Raw genomic sequence first — 17,165 nt, forward strand, 5'->3', positions numbered from 1 at the left:
AGACCCCTTGTAGACGACGAGGTTGATAGGTTCGAGGTGGAAGTGCAGCAATGCATGCAGCTGACGAATACTAATCGGTCGAGGGCTTATCCTAATATACCTAAGTGTTCAACTTTACATAAGTTTCGTATCTAGTTTTCAGGGTGCAAGACATTCTGATGAATAACCGATGTTTCCTGGCAGAAGCATCACGTTTGGTGATGATGGCGGAGGGGACCCACGCGTTCCCATCTCGAACACGACCGTTAAGCCCTCCAGCGTCGATGGTACTTGAACCGCAGGGTTCTGGGAGAGTAGAACGTTGCCAAGCAGACTAAGCCTTACAAGGAGAAATTCTTGTAAGGCTTTTTCAATTCAAAGCCCGAGGGAACTTCCCTCGGGCTTTCTCTATCTACTAAGCATTCAGATCATATAACCCTGGGCTATGTTCATTTGGAAGCTCCGGCAATGTCGGGAACGATCATGTTAATTAACATGTTAGCGTTCCTCGTTCTGCCAAACCTATGCAAGAATAGCACTGCAACTTGAAGCCCCTCTCGAGATTAAAAACGATCAAAGTGATGAACAATAAATTTGCAAAAAGCTTTTTAATTTCATCTATCAGAGGGAGGGGAATCATTTGTCCAGGTGCTGCTATTACTGCAATACGAATGCCGACATAGCCCACAGTATAACGATTTATCAAAAAGATGGGATAGAGGATAAAATAGAAGTTTTATGTCGTTCTTGTTACTCAGAATGGCTTCTTTCATTAAAGGGTTAGATTACTAAGTAAATATCTATTTAAAGCGCTATTGCCTTTGCAATAGCGTTTTTTCGTTTACATATTCGTTAGTCCGAAGGGAATATTATCATTTTAGCAGCACTATAACGTTTGGCTTCAATCTAGAGGAGGATTCAACATGTCTGATAAGGACTTTTCTACTGTACGTAAAGAGTTAACCGTTGGCTCGAAAACTTACAAATACTATAGCCTTCCTGATTTCGAAAGCCAAGGGTACGGAGCCGTCAGCAAGCTTCCTTTTTCTATCCGGGTTTTACTAGAAGCTGCTATCCGTCAATTTGACGGTCGTTCCATTACGAGTGAACATGTTAAACAAATTGCTCGCTGGGCTGACCAACGCGATGTCAACAAAGAGATTCCTTTCATCCCGGCACGGATCGTCCTACAAGATTTCACAGGTGTGCCGGTCGTTGTTGACTTGGCAGCGATGCGGGCGACGATGGCCCGTGTTGGCGGTGATCCTAAACGGATCAATCCCCTGGTCCCTGTAGATTTAGTCATTGACCACTCTATTATGGTGGATGCTTCCGGGACACCGGAGGCACTCGAGTACAACATTAATTTAGAATTTGAAAGAAATGAAGAACGCTACCGTTTCTTGCGTTGGGCCCAAACGGCCTTCGAGAATTTCCGGGCAATTCCGCCTTCGACAGGCATTGTTCACCAAGTCAACTTGGAGTATCTGGCATCCGTTGCAGCCACGAAGACGATCGGCGGTGAAACGGTCGTTTACCCGGATTCTCTTGTCGGCACAGACTCGCATACGACAATGATCAACGGTTTAGGTGTTGTAGGCTGGGGAGTTGGGGGGATCGAGGCTGAAGCTGGCATGCTTGGACAACCTCTTTATTTTGTAGCTCCGGATGTCATTGGCTTTCGGATCACCGGCCATCTGGCAGAAGGGGCTACGGCAACCGACCTTGCGCTGACGGTTACGCAAATTTTGCGTAAGAAAGGGGTTGTCGGTAAATTTATTGAGTTCTTTGGCCCCGGCTTAAGCAATATCTCATTAGCCGACCGTGCAACTGTAGCGAATATGGCACCGGAGTATGGGGCTACCATTGGTTTCTTCCCTGTAGATGTCGAAACATTGAATTATTTGAAGGGTACCGGCCGTGATGCTGACCAAGTCGAGCTTGTAGAAGCCTATTACAAAGCACAAGGTTTGTTCCGGACAGATAGTACGCCTGATCCTGTCTTCACCGATATTATTGAGCTTGATCTCGGCTCCGTTGTACCAAGTCTGGCAGGTCCTAAACGTCCTCAAGACCGCGTAGAGCTTACGAAATTGAAGGAATCCTTCAATTCCATCATTCGTTTGCCGATCGATCAAGGCGGATATGGTCTAAGCGACGAGGAAATCAACGAAGAGGTGGATATTGTATACCCTAACGGTGAAACCGTAAGAATGGGGACCGGCGCGGTAGTCATCGCTGCGATTACTTCTTGCACGAATACGTCCAATCCAAGTGTGATGATGGGGGCGGGACTTGTGGCGAAGAAAGCCGTTGCCCGTGGTCTCAGAAAGCCCTTATATGTGAAAAGCTCATTAACGCCGGGTTCCTTGGTTGTTACGGAGTATCTATCCAGAGCCGGTTTACTTGAGCCGCTAGAAGCACTAGGGTTTCATGTTGTTGGCTACGGCTGTGCAACTTGCATTGGAAACTCCGGTCCGCTTACGGAAGAGGTCAGTAAAGCCATCGCCAATAAAAATATGACCGTATCCGCTGTTATCTCCGGAAACCGTAACTTCGAAGGCCGCGTTCATGCCCAAGTCAAAGCTAACTACCTTGGTTCGCCTCCGCTGGTAGTGGCCTACGCGCTTGCAGGTACAGTTAATATCGATTTGGCCACCGACCCAATTGGTTACGATCATCATAATCAGCCGGTCTATCTCAAAGATATTTGGCCGACCAATCAAGAGATCCAAGAAGCACTTGACATGGCTATGGATGCAGAAACATTCCGTGATAAATACAGCAATGTATTTCGTGCTAATGAGCGCTTCAACCAAATCGCAATACCAGAAGGTAACTTATACGAATTTGACGAGAATTCCACCTATATTCAAGAGCCGCCGTTCTTCATGGACCTCAGTACGGTTCCCTCTGATATTGCGGACATTCAAGGCGCGAGAACACTGGCGCTATTAGAGGATTCGATTACAACGGATCATATTTCCCCCGCTGGCAACATCAAAGGGGATAGCCCTGCAGGTCAGTATCTTGTGCAACATGGTGTAAAAAGGCACGACTTCAACTCCTATGGTTCGAGGCGTGGTAATCACGAAGTCATGATGCGCGGGACTTTTGCAAATATTCGCATCAGGAACCAACTGGCGCCGGGAACCGAGGGAGGCGTAACCACTTACCTTCCGACGGGGGAAATCGAGTCCATTTATGATGCATCCATGAAATATCAGGAGAATGGCCAGAACCTCATTATTCTTGCAGGCAAAGAGTACGGAACTGGAAGCTCGCGAGACTGGGCGGCAAAAGGTACATTCCTGCTAGGCGTGAAGGCAGTTATCGCGGAAAGCTTCGAACGAATCCATAGGAGCAACCTTGTGGGTATGGGCGTTCTACCGCTTCAATTCCTGGAGGGGACAAGCTGGAAAGCATTCGGTCTGACGGGCCGTGAAACATTTGATATAACAGGCTTGAGCAATGAGATCCTACCAGGTTCTACGGCCAATGTGACGGTAACCCGCGAGGATGGTACAACGTTTAATTTTAGCGTACTCGTGCGTTTGGATAGCCTGGTCGATGTAGATTACTACCGGAATGGCGGTATTCTGCAAACTGTTCTGCGCCAGATGATCGCGGAGACAAACAGTGAGAGCGTGACTATATAAACATATGGAGGAGCGCGGAACAATTTGGTCAAACTCCAACGAGTTATTACAGTTCTTAGTATTTTATCGATGTTGATATCCTTTACGGGTTGTAATACTTCCACAAGTAACAGTGAGAAAAATAAGAATAAGGAAGATCAGGCAGAAGAACGAAAAGATAAACAAGAAGCAAAAAAGACCGATGAGGAAGATAAAAAAGCAACCGGTGATACGGAGGCGGATAAAAATAAAGGAAAGAAGGATAAATAGCCTTTTGGAGGCTTGCCGCTGGATGTCCAGTGGCAAGCTTTTTTCATTGGACAAATGTTCCATACATCGGCACGTGCTCAGGACCGCTGGGCTGAACGAGGAAATGCACGTACAGAGTAAAGTGCTAAAAGTTGGATATAATAACTCGTAGCCTGAGCACGAAGGACGTGAACGTGAGTGAACTGGTCTAAGAAATCGAATCTTCTCGGAGAACAAAAAGAGCGAATCAGTAGCGATATTCCGAGTCAAAATATTGGAAAGAGCATGATTGAGAATGAGCAAATCTTGAAACATATCTTTCAAAATTGTTCAGATATTCAATTTCATGAAATGGTCATTCAAGGTTCGACTAAATTGCTGTTCATTTACGTTGACGGAATGATCAATGCAGACCTCATTATGACTAATGTGCTTCGGCCTTTAATGTACGATGGGCTGCCTCAAGGACTTGGGACATTGGAATCTATCTCGCAAATCTGCGAAAAGAATCTTATTTCTATTTTACAAACCAAGAAAGTCTCTGACATCGGGGATATTACCGAACACATTCTAAAGGGGAACATCGCGATATTGGCAGATGGCGATGACGTCGCCCTTCTTGGGGATGTCTCCAAATTCGAAACTCGAAGCGTTCAAGAGTCTTCCGGCGAGATTACGCTTCGAGGTTCCAGAGAAAGCTTTACGGAACACCTTCGAACGAATACGTCTTTGCTGCGCAGGATACTGGCAACCCCTAAGTTGAAAATGGAGTCTTTACAGCTCGGTACCTTAACAAAGACCGAAATCGTTGTGGTTTACCTGGAAGGCATCGTTTCTATGTCCGTATTAAATGAAGTCCGCTACCGTCTAAGTCAAATCCAAATCGATGGCATACTGGAATCCGGGTATATCGAGGAATCTATTGAAGAGACTCATTATTCACCTTTTTCTCAATTAGGGAACACGGAGCGTCCGGATGTGGTTGCAGCCGGATTGCTGGAGGGGAAATTAGCGATCATCACCGATGGGTCTCCTTTTGCACTTGTAGCCCCAATTACATTTTGGGGCGGATTACAGGCGCCTGACGATTATTATGAACGATTTCTGTTCGTAAACTTTAGTCGTTGGATTCGTTATATCTTTATTTTCTTTTCGGTCGTTTCCCCCTCTATCTATATTGCGTTAACCAATTTCCATCCGGAGATGGTTCCTCCCAAACTGATGATTACAATTGCCGCACTGCGGGAAATGTCTCCCTTCCCATCTGTGATTGAAGTGTTTTTGATGGAGCTGATGTTTGAAGGGCTGCGGGAAGCCGGCATCCGGTTGCCGCAACAGATCGGCCCCCTTGTGACCGTAGCTGGAGCCTTGGTCATCGGTGAAGCGGCTGTGCGTGCCGGTATCATTTCAGCGCCTATTGTTATTGTCGTATCGGCTGCGGGAATCGCATCGTTCGTCATTCCGCGATATCGAGCTGGTTTTCCCTTGCGGATTTTAAGATTCCCTTTATTGATACTATCCGGAGCTTTTGGCTTATTAGGGTTAGCCATCGGCATTATTGCGATTATTACGCATCTGATTCACTTAAGTCCATTCGGGACTCCCTATCTTGAACCTGTCACACCGCTTATCCCTCGCCGGCTTAAGGATGTGTTGATGCGGCAGCCGCACAAACTTTCTATACAGAATAAGCCTGATAATGGGGCTGATCATCCATGAAGAGAGCAGGAAAGCTTGGTTTCGTATTGCTTCTGATGATAGCGATCTTAACGGGGTGTTGGGACCAGCGGGAACCGAATCAGCTCGCTTTTATTAACGGCGCGGCAATGGATCTTACCAAAGACGGAAAATTTGAAATCAGCTCTTTATTGGCGATTCCAGCAGTGATTGGCGGCGGTTTAAACGGTGGCGGCGATGGAGGAAACAAAAAAAGCTTCCATGTCGTGTCCGCTACTGGAAAGGATTTCATGGATGCCGGTCAAAACCTGCAAACACAGCTCTCCCGACAGTTATTTTACGGTCATCGCCAGACGATACTCGTCGGTCAACGGATGGCGGAATATGGGATAGCCAGCTTTATCGACATGGTTATTCGTAATCCGCAATCGGAGATGCGCTCAACGATTTATGTAGTTAAAGATGGGGATGCCAAAGACCTCCTTTCCATGGAGCCTATTTTTGACCCGTACACATCAACGGAACTCGTGAGTCAACAAGATACTTTACAAATAAACCCCTACTATTACCGTAATTTTTTGTCGGAATCTTTGAGCCAGGGGACCTATCCCCTCTTGCCTGCGGTCAGCATGACGCCATTGAAGAAGTACGTGTATACCGGATCTGCTATTCTAAACAAAGACAATGGTCTCAAATTAGCAGGCTTCTTGAATACTAGAGAATCTTTCTATGCCAATTGGATAACAGGCAAACAGAAGGGGTTTATCATCACATCTTATATCACGCAGGGGAACGGAAACATCAGCCTAAATATGCAAAAATTAGATCGGCGCATACGAGTGAATCTCGTCAATGATCAAATACAAATCGAGGTACGACTGGTAGGCAAAGGGTCCATTGTAGAAAACAATGCGACCTTGGATCCGACCGCGCGAAAAGATCTGCAAATCATACAGGATGAATTCAATCTCACGACTCAAAATTCTGTACAGCAGCTCATAGATAAAGTGCAGAAGGAGTACAAAACGGATATTTTCGGGTTTGGCGAAGTGGTTCATCGAAAATACCCAAAACAATGGAAAAACCTTGAGAAGGATTGGAGCCATACCTTTTCTCAACTTCAAGTCTCCGTCAAAGTAGACATTCATTGCAAAGAACCGGGCCAAACGACTTCATCTATCATGAGCAGGCCTTGATTTGCGTAAGCCTGTATTTCATCTTAGAGGAGTGAAGGGATTCATGAAGTTATCGGGAAATCAGCTATTCTGGATTATTGTAACGACAGAAGTCATTGCGATGATCGGGTTAAGAATTTCACCTGCGATCATTATAGCTAAACAAGATGCGTGGTTATCCATGTTGATTGCGGGTGGCATAGGGATAGCCTTAAGCTTACCTGTTATTCATTTGAGCATGCTCCACCCTAATCAAACATTGACCTTATTTAGTCAATCCCTTCTAGGGAAATGGTTCGGAAGAATACTGGTTATTCCGTTTCTCATTGTGTGGTATATCCTATCCGCTGCTTTATTGCGTTCCTTTGCGGACTTCTTACACCTTGTTCTTGTTGATCGTACACCTCTTTGGATGATTATGATTCTCTTGGTTGGTGTAACGATCTATATGACTTATTCAGCGGGAATTACAGGGATCGGCCGATTCTGCGAGCTAATGGGTCCGGTTATTATGTTAACGCTGTTGATCAGTATCATTTTGAATGTGGGCAACGTGGATTTGCGTTATTTACAGCCTGTTTATTTTGATTCCGGGTGGTTGAACATCGTAAAAGGATCACTGGCCCCCTCCATTTGGTTCGCAGGTCCGTTCACCTTCTTGGTCATCATCTCGTTTATGCAGCAACCGCAAAAAGCTCTTTCCCGGTCGATTTGGGGGATCTGTACGACCGTTTTAATAGTCTCGATTTCCACACTTATGGTCATATTGGTTTTTGGCCCCAATTTATCAGCCAAAATAAGATTTCCTTACTTCATGTTTGTAAGAACCATTGACATATTAAATTTCATTCAAAACGTCGATATCTTCATTATGTTTATCTGGATTTTCGGAGTGTTCGCCCAACTATCCCTCTATTTCTTTATCGCTAGCTATGAAACGGCGCAATGGCTCAAAATGAAAGAGTGGCGGAAAATGATCTGGATCGGGGCGCCGATTATTTTTATTATGGCTTTTCTGATTCCGGATGAGACGGCTTTCACACAATATGACAAATTTTGGACCTCCGTCATATTCCCTGTTTGCGGTATCACCATCCCCCTATTCTTATGGATCATCGCTATGATCAGGAAAAAATCGAAATAAACAAATCGCTGTTTAATCCCTGAAGGAAAAAGAGTTTTAAAGTGGAATTGTAGGAAGATTAACGGATATCAAAAATTTGGGGGATCGCAACATATGCTCACAAACAAGTTCCGAAGTCTGTCCATCATCAAGAAGCTTGTCCTTCTTATCATTCTGTTCATGTGTGTTCCCTTTTTCCTGTTTGGTTACTTCTGGTATTCCATTTCAGCCAAAACGGCGGAGCAGAATGCCATCGCCTTCAGCGATCAGCTGCTTCGTCAAACAAGCGAACATCTGAACTCTTACTTCCACGATCTGGAGCGTACGACGTACCCCCTGCTAACACATCCTCTCATTCAGCAATTTCTGAAAATACCGGCTGAGGATACCTATGAGCAAATTGTATACACCAAGCGTATTAAAGAAGAACTATTGCACAATATTATTTTTGGCCGTGAGGACATTTACAACTTCACAGTACTGTCGAAACAAGCTGTGGATTTATCCAGTACGGGAGGGCCTGAGCTGAGGAAGAGAAACCTTCGCCTTCTCGATACACTCGTGCCCTCGCAAAATTATAAGGTCATCGGCATAGACAGGATGGATGCAACCCCGGTGCTGACGATTATGCGCGTATTTTTGGATGCGCTTTCATACAGACATACAGGTATCATGCTGATTGACCTGAATTTAAACGAAATCGATAACATTTGCGGCCGGAACCGGTTGGGTGACACGGGATTTCTATGGGCGGTCGACCGTAACGGCGTTATCGTCTGCCACCCTGACAAAACGAAGTGGGGGCAGAAGGCTGCGGAAGAAGAGTTGAAACCTTTCCAGAGCACATCGGGCTCCTTTAAAAAAGGGGCTTCCGGCAGTACGCTGGTCACCTATTATCGCTCGGACAAGACCGGTCTTGTCTTAATTTCCGAAGTGCCGCTTCAAGAAATGAACCGGGGCCTCAATGCATTGCGAAATATGACGATTGTCATCGGCATCATTCTGGCAGCCTTGATCTTTACTTCAATTGGGGCGTTTGCGTTCTCGCTGACGCGTTCCCTGCGCAATCTTCAGCGTCTTATGAAAAGGGCTGAAATCGGCGATTTATCTGTGTCCGCTCCGGAGCAGCCTTTTAACAGTGAGCTGGACAGCGTTAACCGGAGCTTTAACAAGATGGTCAATGAAATTAGGCGATTGATAGAGGTTGTGCATAGAGCCGAGTTGAGGCAGAAGGATATGCAAATCCGGCAGCGGGAAAGTGTGCTGCAAGCGATGCAAAGCCAAATTAACCCGCATTTCTTATATAACACGCTGGAAATCATTAATTCGTACGCAATCGTGCAAAATATTATGCCTATCAGCCGTATGTCGACGGCTTTGGCCGCCTTCTTCCGGTACAGTGTGAATGGTATGAAGCCGGTTGTAACGCTGAGGGAAGAATTGAACCATATTCGTACCTATATGTTGATTCAACAAGAGCGGTATCGCAGGTTGGATATCGAAATCGACCTCGAAGAGGAAGAAGCGGAGCACGTGTCCGTTGTTCGGCTCACGCTCCAACCCCTTGTTGAGAACGTATTTGTTCACGGGTATGAACGCCACAGGCTGCGTCCTTCCTACGTGGGGATATTCGGAAAGAAATGCGTCGGTTATTATTCGCTGAAGGTGCTGGATAGGGGCCTAGGTATGGATGGGCAGCTGATGGCGCAGTATAACCAGGCCTTTCAGGGTTCTATCCACGGCAGCGATGACAGCTCAGATTTATCGCCTTTCCAACGAATCGGAATGTGGAATGTTCATGCAAGGCTCGCCATGCACTTTGGCGAAACGTACGGCTTACGAATCGAGAGGTCCGATGAAAGCGGCACAGTTCTCGAAATCAGACTACCTATAAAGGAGCATGAATCTCATGTACAAAGCCCTGCTGGTTGACGACGAGTATATGATTAAGCTTAGTCTGACGAAGCTGATTCAAGATCAAGGAGATCGGTTTCAAGTTGTCGGAGAAGCGGAGGATGGGGAGGAAGCTTTGCAGTTGATCGAGCAGTTAAGGCCGAATTTGGTAATTACGGACATTCGAATGCCAGGGTTGAATGGTCTTGAACTTGTTGAGCTGGCGAAGAACCAATACCCCGAGACCGAGTTTATTATCGTGTCGGGATACGAAGAGTTCGATTACGCGAGGAAAGCGCTCCGTCTTGGTGTTAGTGATTATTTGCTGAAGCCATTAGTGCCTGAACAGGTGTACCAGGTGCTGAGAACGGTGTACGACAAATTTGAAAACCGCAGCCATACGAGACGATTACGGCAATCTTGGATCCATGTCTGCAGCATGGAAGCCAAGCAGCTTACCGTGCAGATTGAGCTCCTCAACCGGCTTAAGGTCGAGGATTGTTTGGAGTCCATCCAAACCAAATGGATGGAGCTTGAGCGGGATCTTGGGGCAGAGTCGCTGTATGCCGATATGATAGCCGTACTCGCCGAGGAGCTCGCGCTATCGCGTGAAGAAGTGGAGCAAGTGCATATAAGGCCGGTTACCGTTGAACAAGCTGTCGGGCATCTGCGAATATTTACACAGGAAGTCATGGGAAAAAGGCGGGAAGCGCGGAATTGGGGCGTCCGGCAGCAAATAACCAAAGCTGAGCAGTATATCAGCAGTCATTATACAGATGAAACCTTATCGCTCCAGCAGGTCGCTGAACACGTAGGGCTGTCGCCGGCTTATCTGAGTACATTGTTTAAAGAGAACTTAGGCACCAGCTTTATTCAATTTGTTACGAAGCTGCGAATGGAGCAGGCTTGCAGACTTTTGGCCGATCCGACAGTCAAAACATATGAAGCGGCTAATGCAGTAGGCTACAGCGATTATCCATATTTTAATAAAGCATTTAAGAAAAATTATGGCGTTTCGCCTACGGAATTTCGCAAAAACATGGGATTTTTTTAACAAGTAGGTAAAAGAAAAGACAATATATCAATAGAAAAAACATGTCATCCAGACTAGGAAGCGCTTACAATAAACTTAAAAGAAACGGAGGGAGACAGCATGAAGACGATTCAGTCCCAGAAAGCCCAAGCAGTTCGCTTATCGATACAAACGAAAACGCACCAGACATCCTTTTGGAACTATTTCAAAAAAAATTGGCAAATTTATTCGATGATCGCCCCGGGTATCGTGTTTTTCTTATTGTTCAAATATGTACCGCTTGCCGGCAGTATCATTGCGTTTCAAGACTATAACGTATTCGGAGGATTCTTGAACAGTCCGTTCGTTGGATTGAAGCATTTTTCAAACTTGTTCGCTTATCCTGAGTTTTATCAAGTCATGTCGAACACGTTGCTTATCAGCCTTTATCAGCTTGTGTTAGGTTTTCCCGCACCTATCCTGCTTGCGCTTTTGCTGAACGAGGTTAGGAAAGTACTGTTTAAACGAACGATTCAGACCATTATTTACATGCCACACTTTCTATCTTGGGTGATTGTCGGCGGGTTAGTGATCAACTTCTTATCACCGTCTTCCGGCATTCTGAATCAACTGCTGAAAGCGTTGGGACTTGAATCCATTTTCTTCATGCAGGAGCCCAAATATTTTCGCAGCATCGTTGTTTTCTCTGGTATTTGGAAGGAAGTAGGATGGGGAACGATTATTTATTTGGCGGCGCTAACCGGCATTAATCCCGAATTGTACGAAGCGGCTGAGGTTGACGGTGCAGGACGACTGAAACAAGTGTTCAGTATTACAATTCCGAGCTTGATGCCCACCATTATTATTTTATTACTGTTGCGGATCGGACACATTCTTGACCTTGGCTTTGAACAGGTTTATATCCTGTTGAATCCGCTTGTGGTGGAGACGGGTGAAATTCTGGATACCTACATTTATCGAATCGGTTTGCTGGGTGCACAGTACAGCTATACGACGGCGATCGGTATTTTCAAATCGGCGGTTGGACTTATTCTCGTAATGGGCGCTAATTTCATAAGCCGAAAAACGACCGGAAATTCAATCTACTAGAAAGGGGAGGACTTCATGATTCGCATGAGTCCAGCAAGGCGTGGATTTCTCATCGCCAACTACATCATCCTTACATTAACCGGACTAGCTATGATACTGCCTTTTATTTATATCTTTGCAGGCTCTTTCAGCAGCGGTCATGCCATTTCCGCCGGTAAAGTACTTCTCTGGCCCGTGGAATGGACGCTCGAAAATTATAAAGCTGTAACGAATAATAAGGCACTGTGGAGAGCGTTCGGGGTCACCTTATTATTAACAACCGTCGGAACGTTCATTAACCTCGTCTTTACGAGCTTAATGGCATACGGCCTCGCTCGCAACGATTTACGCGGCCGGAAGTTCATTCTGTTATTCATCGTATTTTCTATGATCTTCCAAGTTCCTATAATCCCGCTGTATTTGCTCGTAAAGTCATTAGGGATGCTGAATTCATTATGGGCTTTAATTATTCCAGGGACGATCAGCGCCTTTAATTTGATTATTATGATTACCTTCTTCCAGAACATCCCGGAAAGTCTGACGGAAGCGGCCAAAATCGATGGAGCGGACGAATACCGGACACTATGGAAAGTCGTGCTTCCCCTATCGCTTCCTTCCCTTAGTACAATTGGTCTTTTTTATGCCGTAGGACATTGGAACGGGTATTTCAGTGCGTTGATGTTTCTCCGAAATTCGATGCTTTACCCTCTGCAAGTGAAGCTGCGCGCTTTGATCGTCGAGAGCGACGCGGAATCAACGATGCAGGCGGCTTCGCTGTCGTTGCAATCTCTAGAGGGCATTAAGATGGCAGCAATCATTGTCGCAACGATTCCGGTAATACTCATCTATCCTTTTATCCAGAAGCATTTCATTAAAGGGGCTATGCTCGGTTCGCTTAAGGGGTAGATGTTTAAATGATAGTTCATGAAAGAGAGGGATTGGGATGGTTAGACAAAGGGTAATCGGTTTAACGTTGACGGCAAGCCTGCTTGCAAGCGTTGCGGTTGGCTGCTCACAGACCACGTCAAGTAATGAGGGAACTAGCTCACAGACTCCGGCAAGCAATGGAGGGACCAGCACGCAGGTACCGGCTGCCAAAGAAAAGACAAAGCTAAGAGTAGCGGTTGGAACAGAAGGACTGCAGTATGTGGAGGGCTCCCAAAATATTAATGAGGATCCTTATGTAAAAAAGCTAAGAGAGCTTTCAGGCATTGACGTCCAACTGGAGCTCATCCCTCACAAAGATTTTAACCAGAAGCTAACGCTCATTTTCGCCGGCGGAGATCTTCCTCAGCTGCTTCAAACGCGCGGCATTAATATGCCGGAAACCGCACCGGCCGTTGACAATGGGGCCTTATATGAACTGAACGAGCTTCTCGATAAATACGGACCGAACCTGAAAAAGAATATTCCCAAGGAAGCCTGGGACTATGGCGGTGTAAGCAAGAACGGTAAAATATACGGGATTCCGACGCTGAATCCGACTCCGAACGATGTCGTTAACTTTGTGCGTAAGGATTGGCTTGATAAGCTTAATTTGTCTGTACCTAAAACGGTTGACGAATATATCAACATGCTGAGAGCTTTCCGTGATAAAGACCCGAACGGAAACGGGAAGCAGGATGAAATTCCGTACTCGGGCCGTGAGAAGCTGGCTTGGACCGAAATGTTCTTCGGTGCTTATGGCGTCGTTCCGGCCGATTGGACATTGGAGAACGGTCAGCTGGTACCTAATACGGTTCGTGCACCGATGAAAGAAGCGCTGAAGGTTTACCGCACATTATATAGTGAGAAGCTGCTGGACAACGAAGTATTCGTCCAGCAGCCCAAAGATTGGGATGCAAAGATTAAAGCTCAAGGAATTGTAGGGCTGTGGCATCACGTGCCAAGACTCGCCGATAAGTGGGCGGGGGAAGTTATGACAGGTACCCCGACGGCGAAGCTGGACATTATTCCTGCTCCGACGGGGCCGGATGGGAAAGGCGGATTGACGATCAAGTCGATTGTCGGCCAAAACGTATGGGTCATCCCGAAGTCGAATAAAAAGCCGGAGGATGCAATCAAATTCCTGGATTGGTTCTACTCGGACGCCGCACAGAAATTCCTGCTTTATGGCATCGAAGGTGTAGACCACACGGTGAATGGCGGTCAAATCAAATACAATTTTCCGGTTAAAACAGAGGATATTTACCGTGAGGAAATGCATTTAACCTGGTTAAGATTTGTAAGCCCTTCACACATTCTCAATAAGGAATTCATGAAAGACCGTCCGAATGGCGAGATGGTCAGCAAAGGAATTGAGGTCGCATCCAAGGAAGGCAGAAAGAATGATGCACTTGGCATGCCGGTGATGCCAACGCTGCAAGCACGGCCGGAGCTCGGCAGAGACGGTTTGTGGCTGGAGTTCGCCGCAAAGGTTATTACGGGTAAGGAATCGGTCGATAACTTTGACAAATTCGTTGAAGACTGGAAGAAACGCGGCGGCGATCAGCTGATTAAGGAAGCAACGCAATGGTACAACTCCGTAAACAAGAAGTAGATGAAGGGTAAGGAAGGACCCTCCGGTTACGGAGGGTCCTTTTGTGAAATACAGAGACACATGAAGGAGAGGATAGGGCATGAAGCAGCTGGCAGGGACGCACGATTTAATCAGCCTCGATGATTGGGGGCCGTATACCAAGTCCTATATGGGAATTTCACATGTAGCGGATTCGTCGAAAGGAATACGATTCGATCTGAGTGTGATTCCTGGTTTTTACAGGCGGAAAATTGATATCCCGAATGTGATGTGGGAGAGCGGTTACCATCCTTGGGAGGCGGCAAATGATTTGTCGTATTACAGCCATCGGCATGAGCTGGAGTGGAAGGATCAAGTATACTGCGATATCTCCTTCTCCAAAATAGACGATCATGCTCGGCTAATGTGCTGCGAAGCAGTCAACCAGACAAACAGCGAACAAAATCTCGTGCTGCACTTAATGGGTTCCCTTCATATGCCGCAGGTTAAGCCGCACGGGGACCGACTTCAGCCCTATCAAGCCGTCGCTGCATCAGGCTCGCGATGGGTGGATGCTTTGGACTACTCGGAGCTGCGCTTCGCACTTCCAAGGCACGACGATGGCCTGGTCTATGACGCATTGCTGCGGGGAGAGATTCGGGGACAAGGGTTCGTTAGCGGCTCGGGCGTTGGGCACGGTTTCGGCAAGGATGCTGGTGACCGTATTGAATTCCGTATGCCTACCGTGGTTTGCGAAGGAGGAGTTTTGAAGCTGCGCTATCGGATGGCGGAAGGAACTTGCAGTTATTGGAGACTTGAAGGAGCCGCAGAGGCGAGGTTCGAGTTGACCGGTACGGGCGAATTCGCATTTGCGGAGCTCGTTCTGGGCCGTATGTCCGAAGAGGCGGGAATCGTGATCGTTTCAGAGGGTGGTGCAGAAATCGAACTAGACGGTTTTTTCATCGGAGATGCAGAAGCGGTCGCCCAATCCGATGTCAAGCCCGAGGCATGGAGCCCGGTTCCGACTATCACTCAGGGCCCCGTAGACGAAAGTATTCTGCTGCGCTATGAAGCCCTCGACCATGCATACGGCATTCGCTGGTTCTCGGACGACTACGAGGTTAGGGAGATTTACGCCGGTGAATTAGACCGATATATGCGATATATCGTTCATCATCATGTTCACAAGGTGTTTCATGGACCGGGTGAAGGCCATTTCACGAACGTCTTTCTACGCCCGATCCGTTTGGCTGCCGGAGAACGGGTTAAGCTGTATGCCGTTGTCGCCAACGGATCGGAATCTGCGCTTACCCGGCTGCTGTCCGATGAACGATTCAATGAGGCCGCCTTGGAGGAGCTGAAGTCGGAAGCTCATGCAAAAGCTTTCGCGCCTCAAGCTACAGCCGCCGGAGAGCCCTATTCGTTCGGTCAACGCCTAATGGCGGCCACGATGCTTACCAATATCGTTTACCCGGTATATATGAAGAAATCGTATATCAAACACCATACGCCGGGCCGCTGGTGGGATTGCCTGTATACGTGGGATTCCGGCTTCGTAGGTATCGGACTCGCGGAACTCGACCCTGAGAGGGCGGTCGAATGCCTGAACACTTATGTAACCGAGCCGGGCGATACGCAGGCGGCGTTCGTTCATCATGGCAGTCCAGTGCCTGTCCAGCATTATCTCTTTCTTGAGCTATGGAATAAGACCCAAAACAGGGAATGGTTAGCCTACTTTTATCCGAGACTGAAGCAATATTACAAATTTATTAGCGGCTTCGCAGAGAGCAGCATGACCCGCAGGTTATCCTCCAATCTGATTACAACATGGGATTACTTCTACAACTCGGGAGGATGGGACGACTATCCGCCGCAGGTCCATGTGCACCGGCAAGCACTTGCCGCCGTCACCGCTCCGGTATCGAACACGGCTCATTGCATTCGCATTGCCAAGATTTTGTGCATGATGGCCGAGGAGCTTGGCGGTGCTAAGTCCGAAATCGAACCATATCTCGAAGAAATTAAGATGTTTGAAGATGCGATCCAGCAGCATGCCTGGGATGCCGAGTCCGGTTATTTTGGCTATGTGCAGCATGATGCTGACGGATCGCCGCAGGGGATACTAAGGCATGAATCGGGGGAGAACTTCAACTGCGGGCTCGATGGCGCTTATCCGCTTGTAGCGGGTATTGCCACACAGGAGCAAGAAGCTCTATTGATCGAGCGTCTATTTGATGGTGACCGCATGTGGACCGAGATCGGACTATCCACCGTAGATCGTTCTGCTGCCTATTACCGGGAGGACGGCTATTGGAACGGGGCCGTATGGATGCCGCATCAATGGTTTTATTGGAAAACGATGCTGGATCTGGGGTACCCCGAGCTGGCGCGTAAAATCGCGATGACCGGATTGGCCTGCTGGCGCAAGGAAACGGAGCTGACTTACAACTGTTATGAGCATTTTATTGTATCGACCGGTCGCGGTGCAGGATGGCATCATTTTGGCGGACTGTCGAGTCCGGTATTAGTATGGTTTAATGCTTATTACAAGCCGGGAACAATTACCGCAGGTCTGGATACATGGGTGACTAGCGTCGCTTTCCGTGAACAATTCACAGACTGTGAGATCAAGTTGCGCAATGGGCGGCAAAATGGAGGTCATAGGCGTCATTGCATGATTGTCGTCATGAATCCTTCTTTCCAATACGCGGCGACATGGAACGGTGCAATGGCTGAAGCTGCAGAAGTCACACCCGGCGTTTATGAAGTGCTGGTTCCTGCTGGGGAGCATGGCAGCTTACACTTGAAAACCATTTAGGTACGGAAGGAGAGA

The 17,165-nt window shown here is 47.2% G+C and carries 11 protein-coding genes and 2 rRNA genes; all 13 read left to right on the plus strand.

The window, feature by feature from the left end:
- Nucleotides 1-94, plus strand: a 23S ribosomal RNA gene (locus tag J2X61_RS14950); the annotation flags it as partial.
- Nucleotides 95-193: 99 nt separating this feature from the next.
- A 5S ribosomal RNA gene (gene rrf / locus J2X61_RS14955) occupies nt 194-310 on the plus strand.
- A 592-nt stretch (nt 311-902) separates the two neighbouring features.
- Complete coding sequence (gene acnA, locus J2X61_RS14960; RefSeq protein WP_310188693.1) at nt 903-3,638, plus strand: aconitate hydratase AcnA; 2,736 nt, start codon at nt 903-905, stop codon at nt 3,636-3,638.
- Between the two features lie 24 nt (nt 3,639-3,662).
- Entirely contained in the window at nt 3,663-3,887 is a 225-nt protein-coding gene (locus J2X61_RS14965; RefSeq protein ID WP_274467514.1) for a hypothetical protein, read from the plus strand.
- Nucleotides 3,888-4,064: 177 nt separating this feature from the next.
- A complete protein-coding gene (locus tag J2X61_RS14970; protein WP_274467515.1) occupies nt 4,065-5,585 on the plus strand; it encodes a spore germination protein in 1,521 nt (506 codons plus the stop codon).
- A complete protein-coding gene (locus J2X61_RS14975; protein WP_274467516.1) occupies nt 5,582-6,739 on the plus strand; it encodes a Ger(x)C family spore germination protein in 1,158 nt (385 codons plus the stop codon). Before J2X61_RS14970 ends, J2X61_RS14975 begins: the two co-directional genes overlap by 4 nt.
- Nucleotides 6,740-6,782: 43 nt before the next feature.
- Nucleotides 6,783-7,862, plus strand: a complete 1,080-nt coding sequence (locus J2X61_RS14980) for a GerAB/ArcD/ProY family transporter (protein WP_310188697.1) — start codon at nt 6,783-6,785, stop codon at nt 7,860-7,862.
- A gap of 93 nt (nt 7,863-7,955) precedes the next feature.
- Nucleotides 7,956-9,773 carry a sensor histidine kinase gene (locus tag J2X61_RS14985; RefSeq protein WP_310188700.1) on the plus strand — a complete coding sequence of 606 codons (1,818 nt, stop codon included), beginning with the start codon at nt 7,956-7,958 and terminating at the stop codon, nt 9,771-9,773.
- Nucleotides 9,751-10,788, plus strand: a complete 1,038-nt coding sequence (locus J2X61_RS14990) for a response regulator (RefSeq protein WP_310188703.1) — start codon at nt 9,751-9,753, stop codon at nt 10,786-10,788. The genes J2X61_RS14985 and J2X61_RS14990 overlap by 23 nt, the downstream gene beginning before the upstream one ends.
- A gap of 99 nt (nt 10,789-10,887) precedes the next feature.
- Nucleotides 10,888-11,856: an ABC transporter permease gene (locus tag J2X61_RS14995; protein ID WP_310188705.1), complete on the plus strand. Its 969-nt coding sequence runs from the start codon at nt 10,888-10,890 to the stop codon at nt 11,854-11,856.
- Between the two features lie 15 nt (nt 11,857-11,871).
- Nucleotides 11,872-12,741, plus strand: a complete 870-nt coding sequence (locus J2X61_RS15000) for a carbohydrate ABC transporter permease (RefSeq protein ID WP_310188707.1) — start codon at nt 11,872-11,874, stop codon at nt 12,739-12,741.
- Nucleotides 12,742-12,778: 37 nt separating this feature from the next.
- Nucleotides 12,779-14,374: an extracellular solute-binding protein gene (locus J2X61_RS15005; RefSeq protein ID WP_310188710.1), complete on the plus strand. Its 1,596-nt coding sequence runs from the start codon at nt 12,779-12,781 to the stop codon at nt 14,372-14,374.
- 79 nt (nt 14,375-14,453) lie between these two features.
- Complete coding sequence (locus J2X61_RS15010; protein WP_310188714.1) at nt 14,454-17,150, plus strand: MGH1-like glycoside hydrolase domain-containing protein; 2,697 nt, start codon at nt 14,454-14,456, stop codon at nt 17,148-17,150.
- The last annotated feature ends 15 nt before the right edge of the window (nt 17,151-17,165 follow it).

Origin of the sequence: Bacillus sp. 3255, from assembly GCF_031456485.1 — a bacterium.
In the GTDB taxonomy this organism is placed as follows: Bacteria; Bacillota; Bacilli; order Paenibacillales; family NBRC-103111; genus Paenibacillus_E.

What these genes read in the sequence shown, in the direction of transcription:
- acnA (WP_310188693.1), top strand. Translation starts at nt 903, where the DNA reads ATGTCTGATAAGGACTTTTCTACTGTACGTAAAGAGTTAACCGTTGGC.
- J2X61_RS14975 (WP_274467516.1), top strand. Translation starts at nt 5,582, where the DNA reads ATGAAGAGAGCAGGAAAGCTTGGTTTCGTATTGCTTCTGATGATAGCG.
- J2X61_RS14980 (WP_310188697.1), top strand. Translation starts at nt 6,783, where the DNA reads ATGAAGTTATCGGGAAATCAGCTATTCTGGATTATTGTAACGACAGAA.
- J2X61_RS14985 (WP_310188700.1), top strand. Translation starts at nt 7,956, where the DNA reads ATGCTCACAAACAAGTTCCGAAGTCTGTCCATCATCAAGAAGCTTGTC.
- J2X61_RS14990 (WP_310188703.1), top strand. Translation starts at nt 9,751, where the DNA reads ATGTACAAAGCCCTGCTGGTTGACGACGAGTATATGATTAAGCTTAGT.
- J2X61_RS14995 (WP_310188705.1), top strand. Translation starts at nt 10,888, where the DNA reads ATGAAGACGATTCAGTCCCAGAAAGCCCAAGCAGTTCGCTTATCGATA.
- J2X61_RS15000 (WP_310188707.1), top strand. Translation starts at nt 11,872, where the DNA reads ATGATTCGCATGAGTCCAGCAAGGCGTGGATTTCTCATCGCCAACTAC.
- J2X61_RS15005 (WP_310188710.1), top strand. Translation starts at nt 12,779, where the DNA reads ATGGTTAGACAAAGGGTAATCGGTTTAACGTTGACGGCAAGCCTGCTT.
- J2X61_RS15010 (WP_310188714.1), top strand. Translation starts at nt 14,454, where the DNA reads ATGAAGCAGCTGGCAGGGACGCACGATTTAATCAGCCTCGATGATTGG.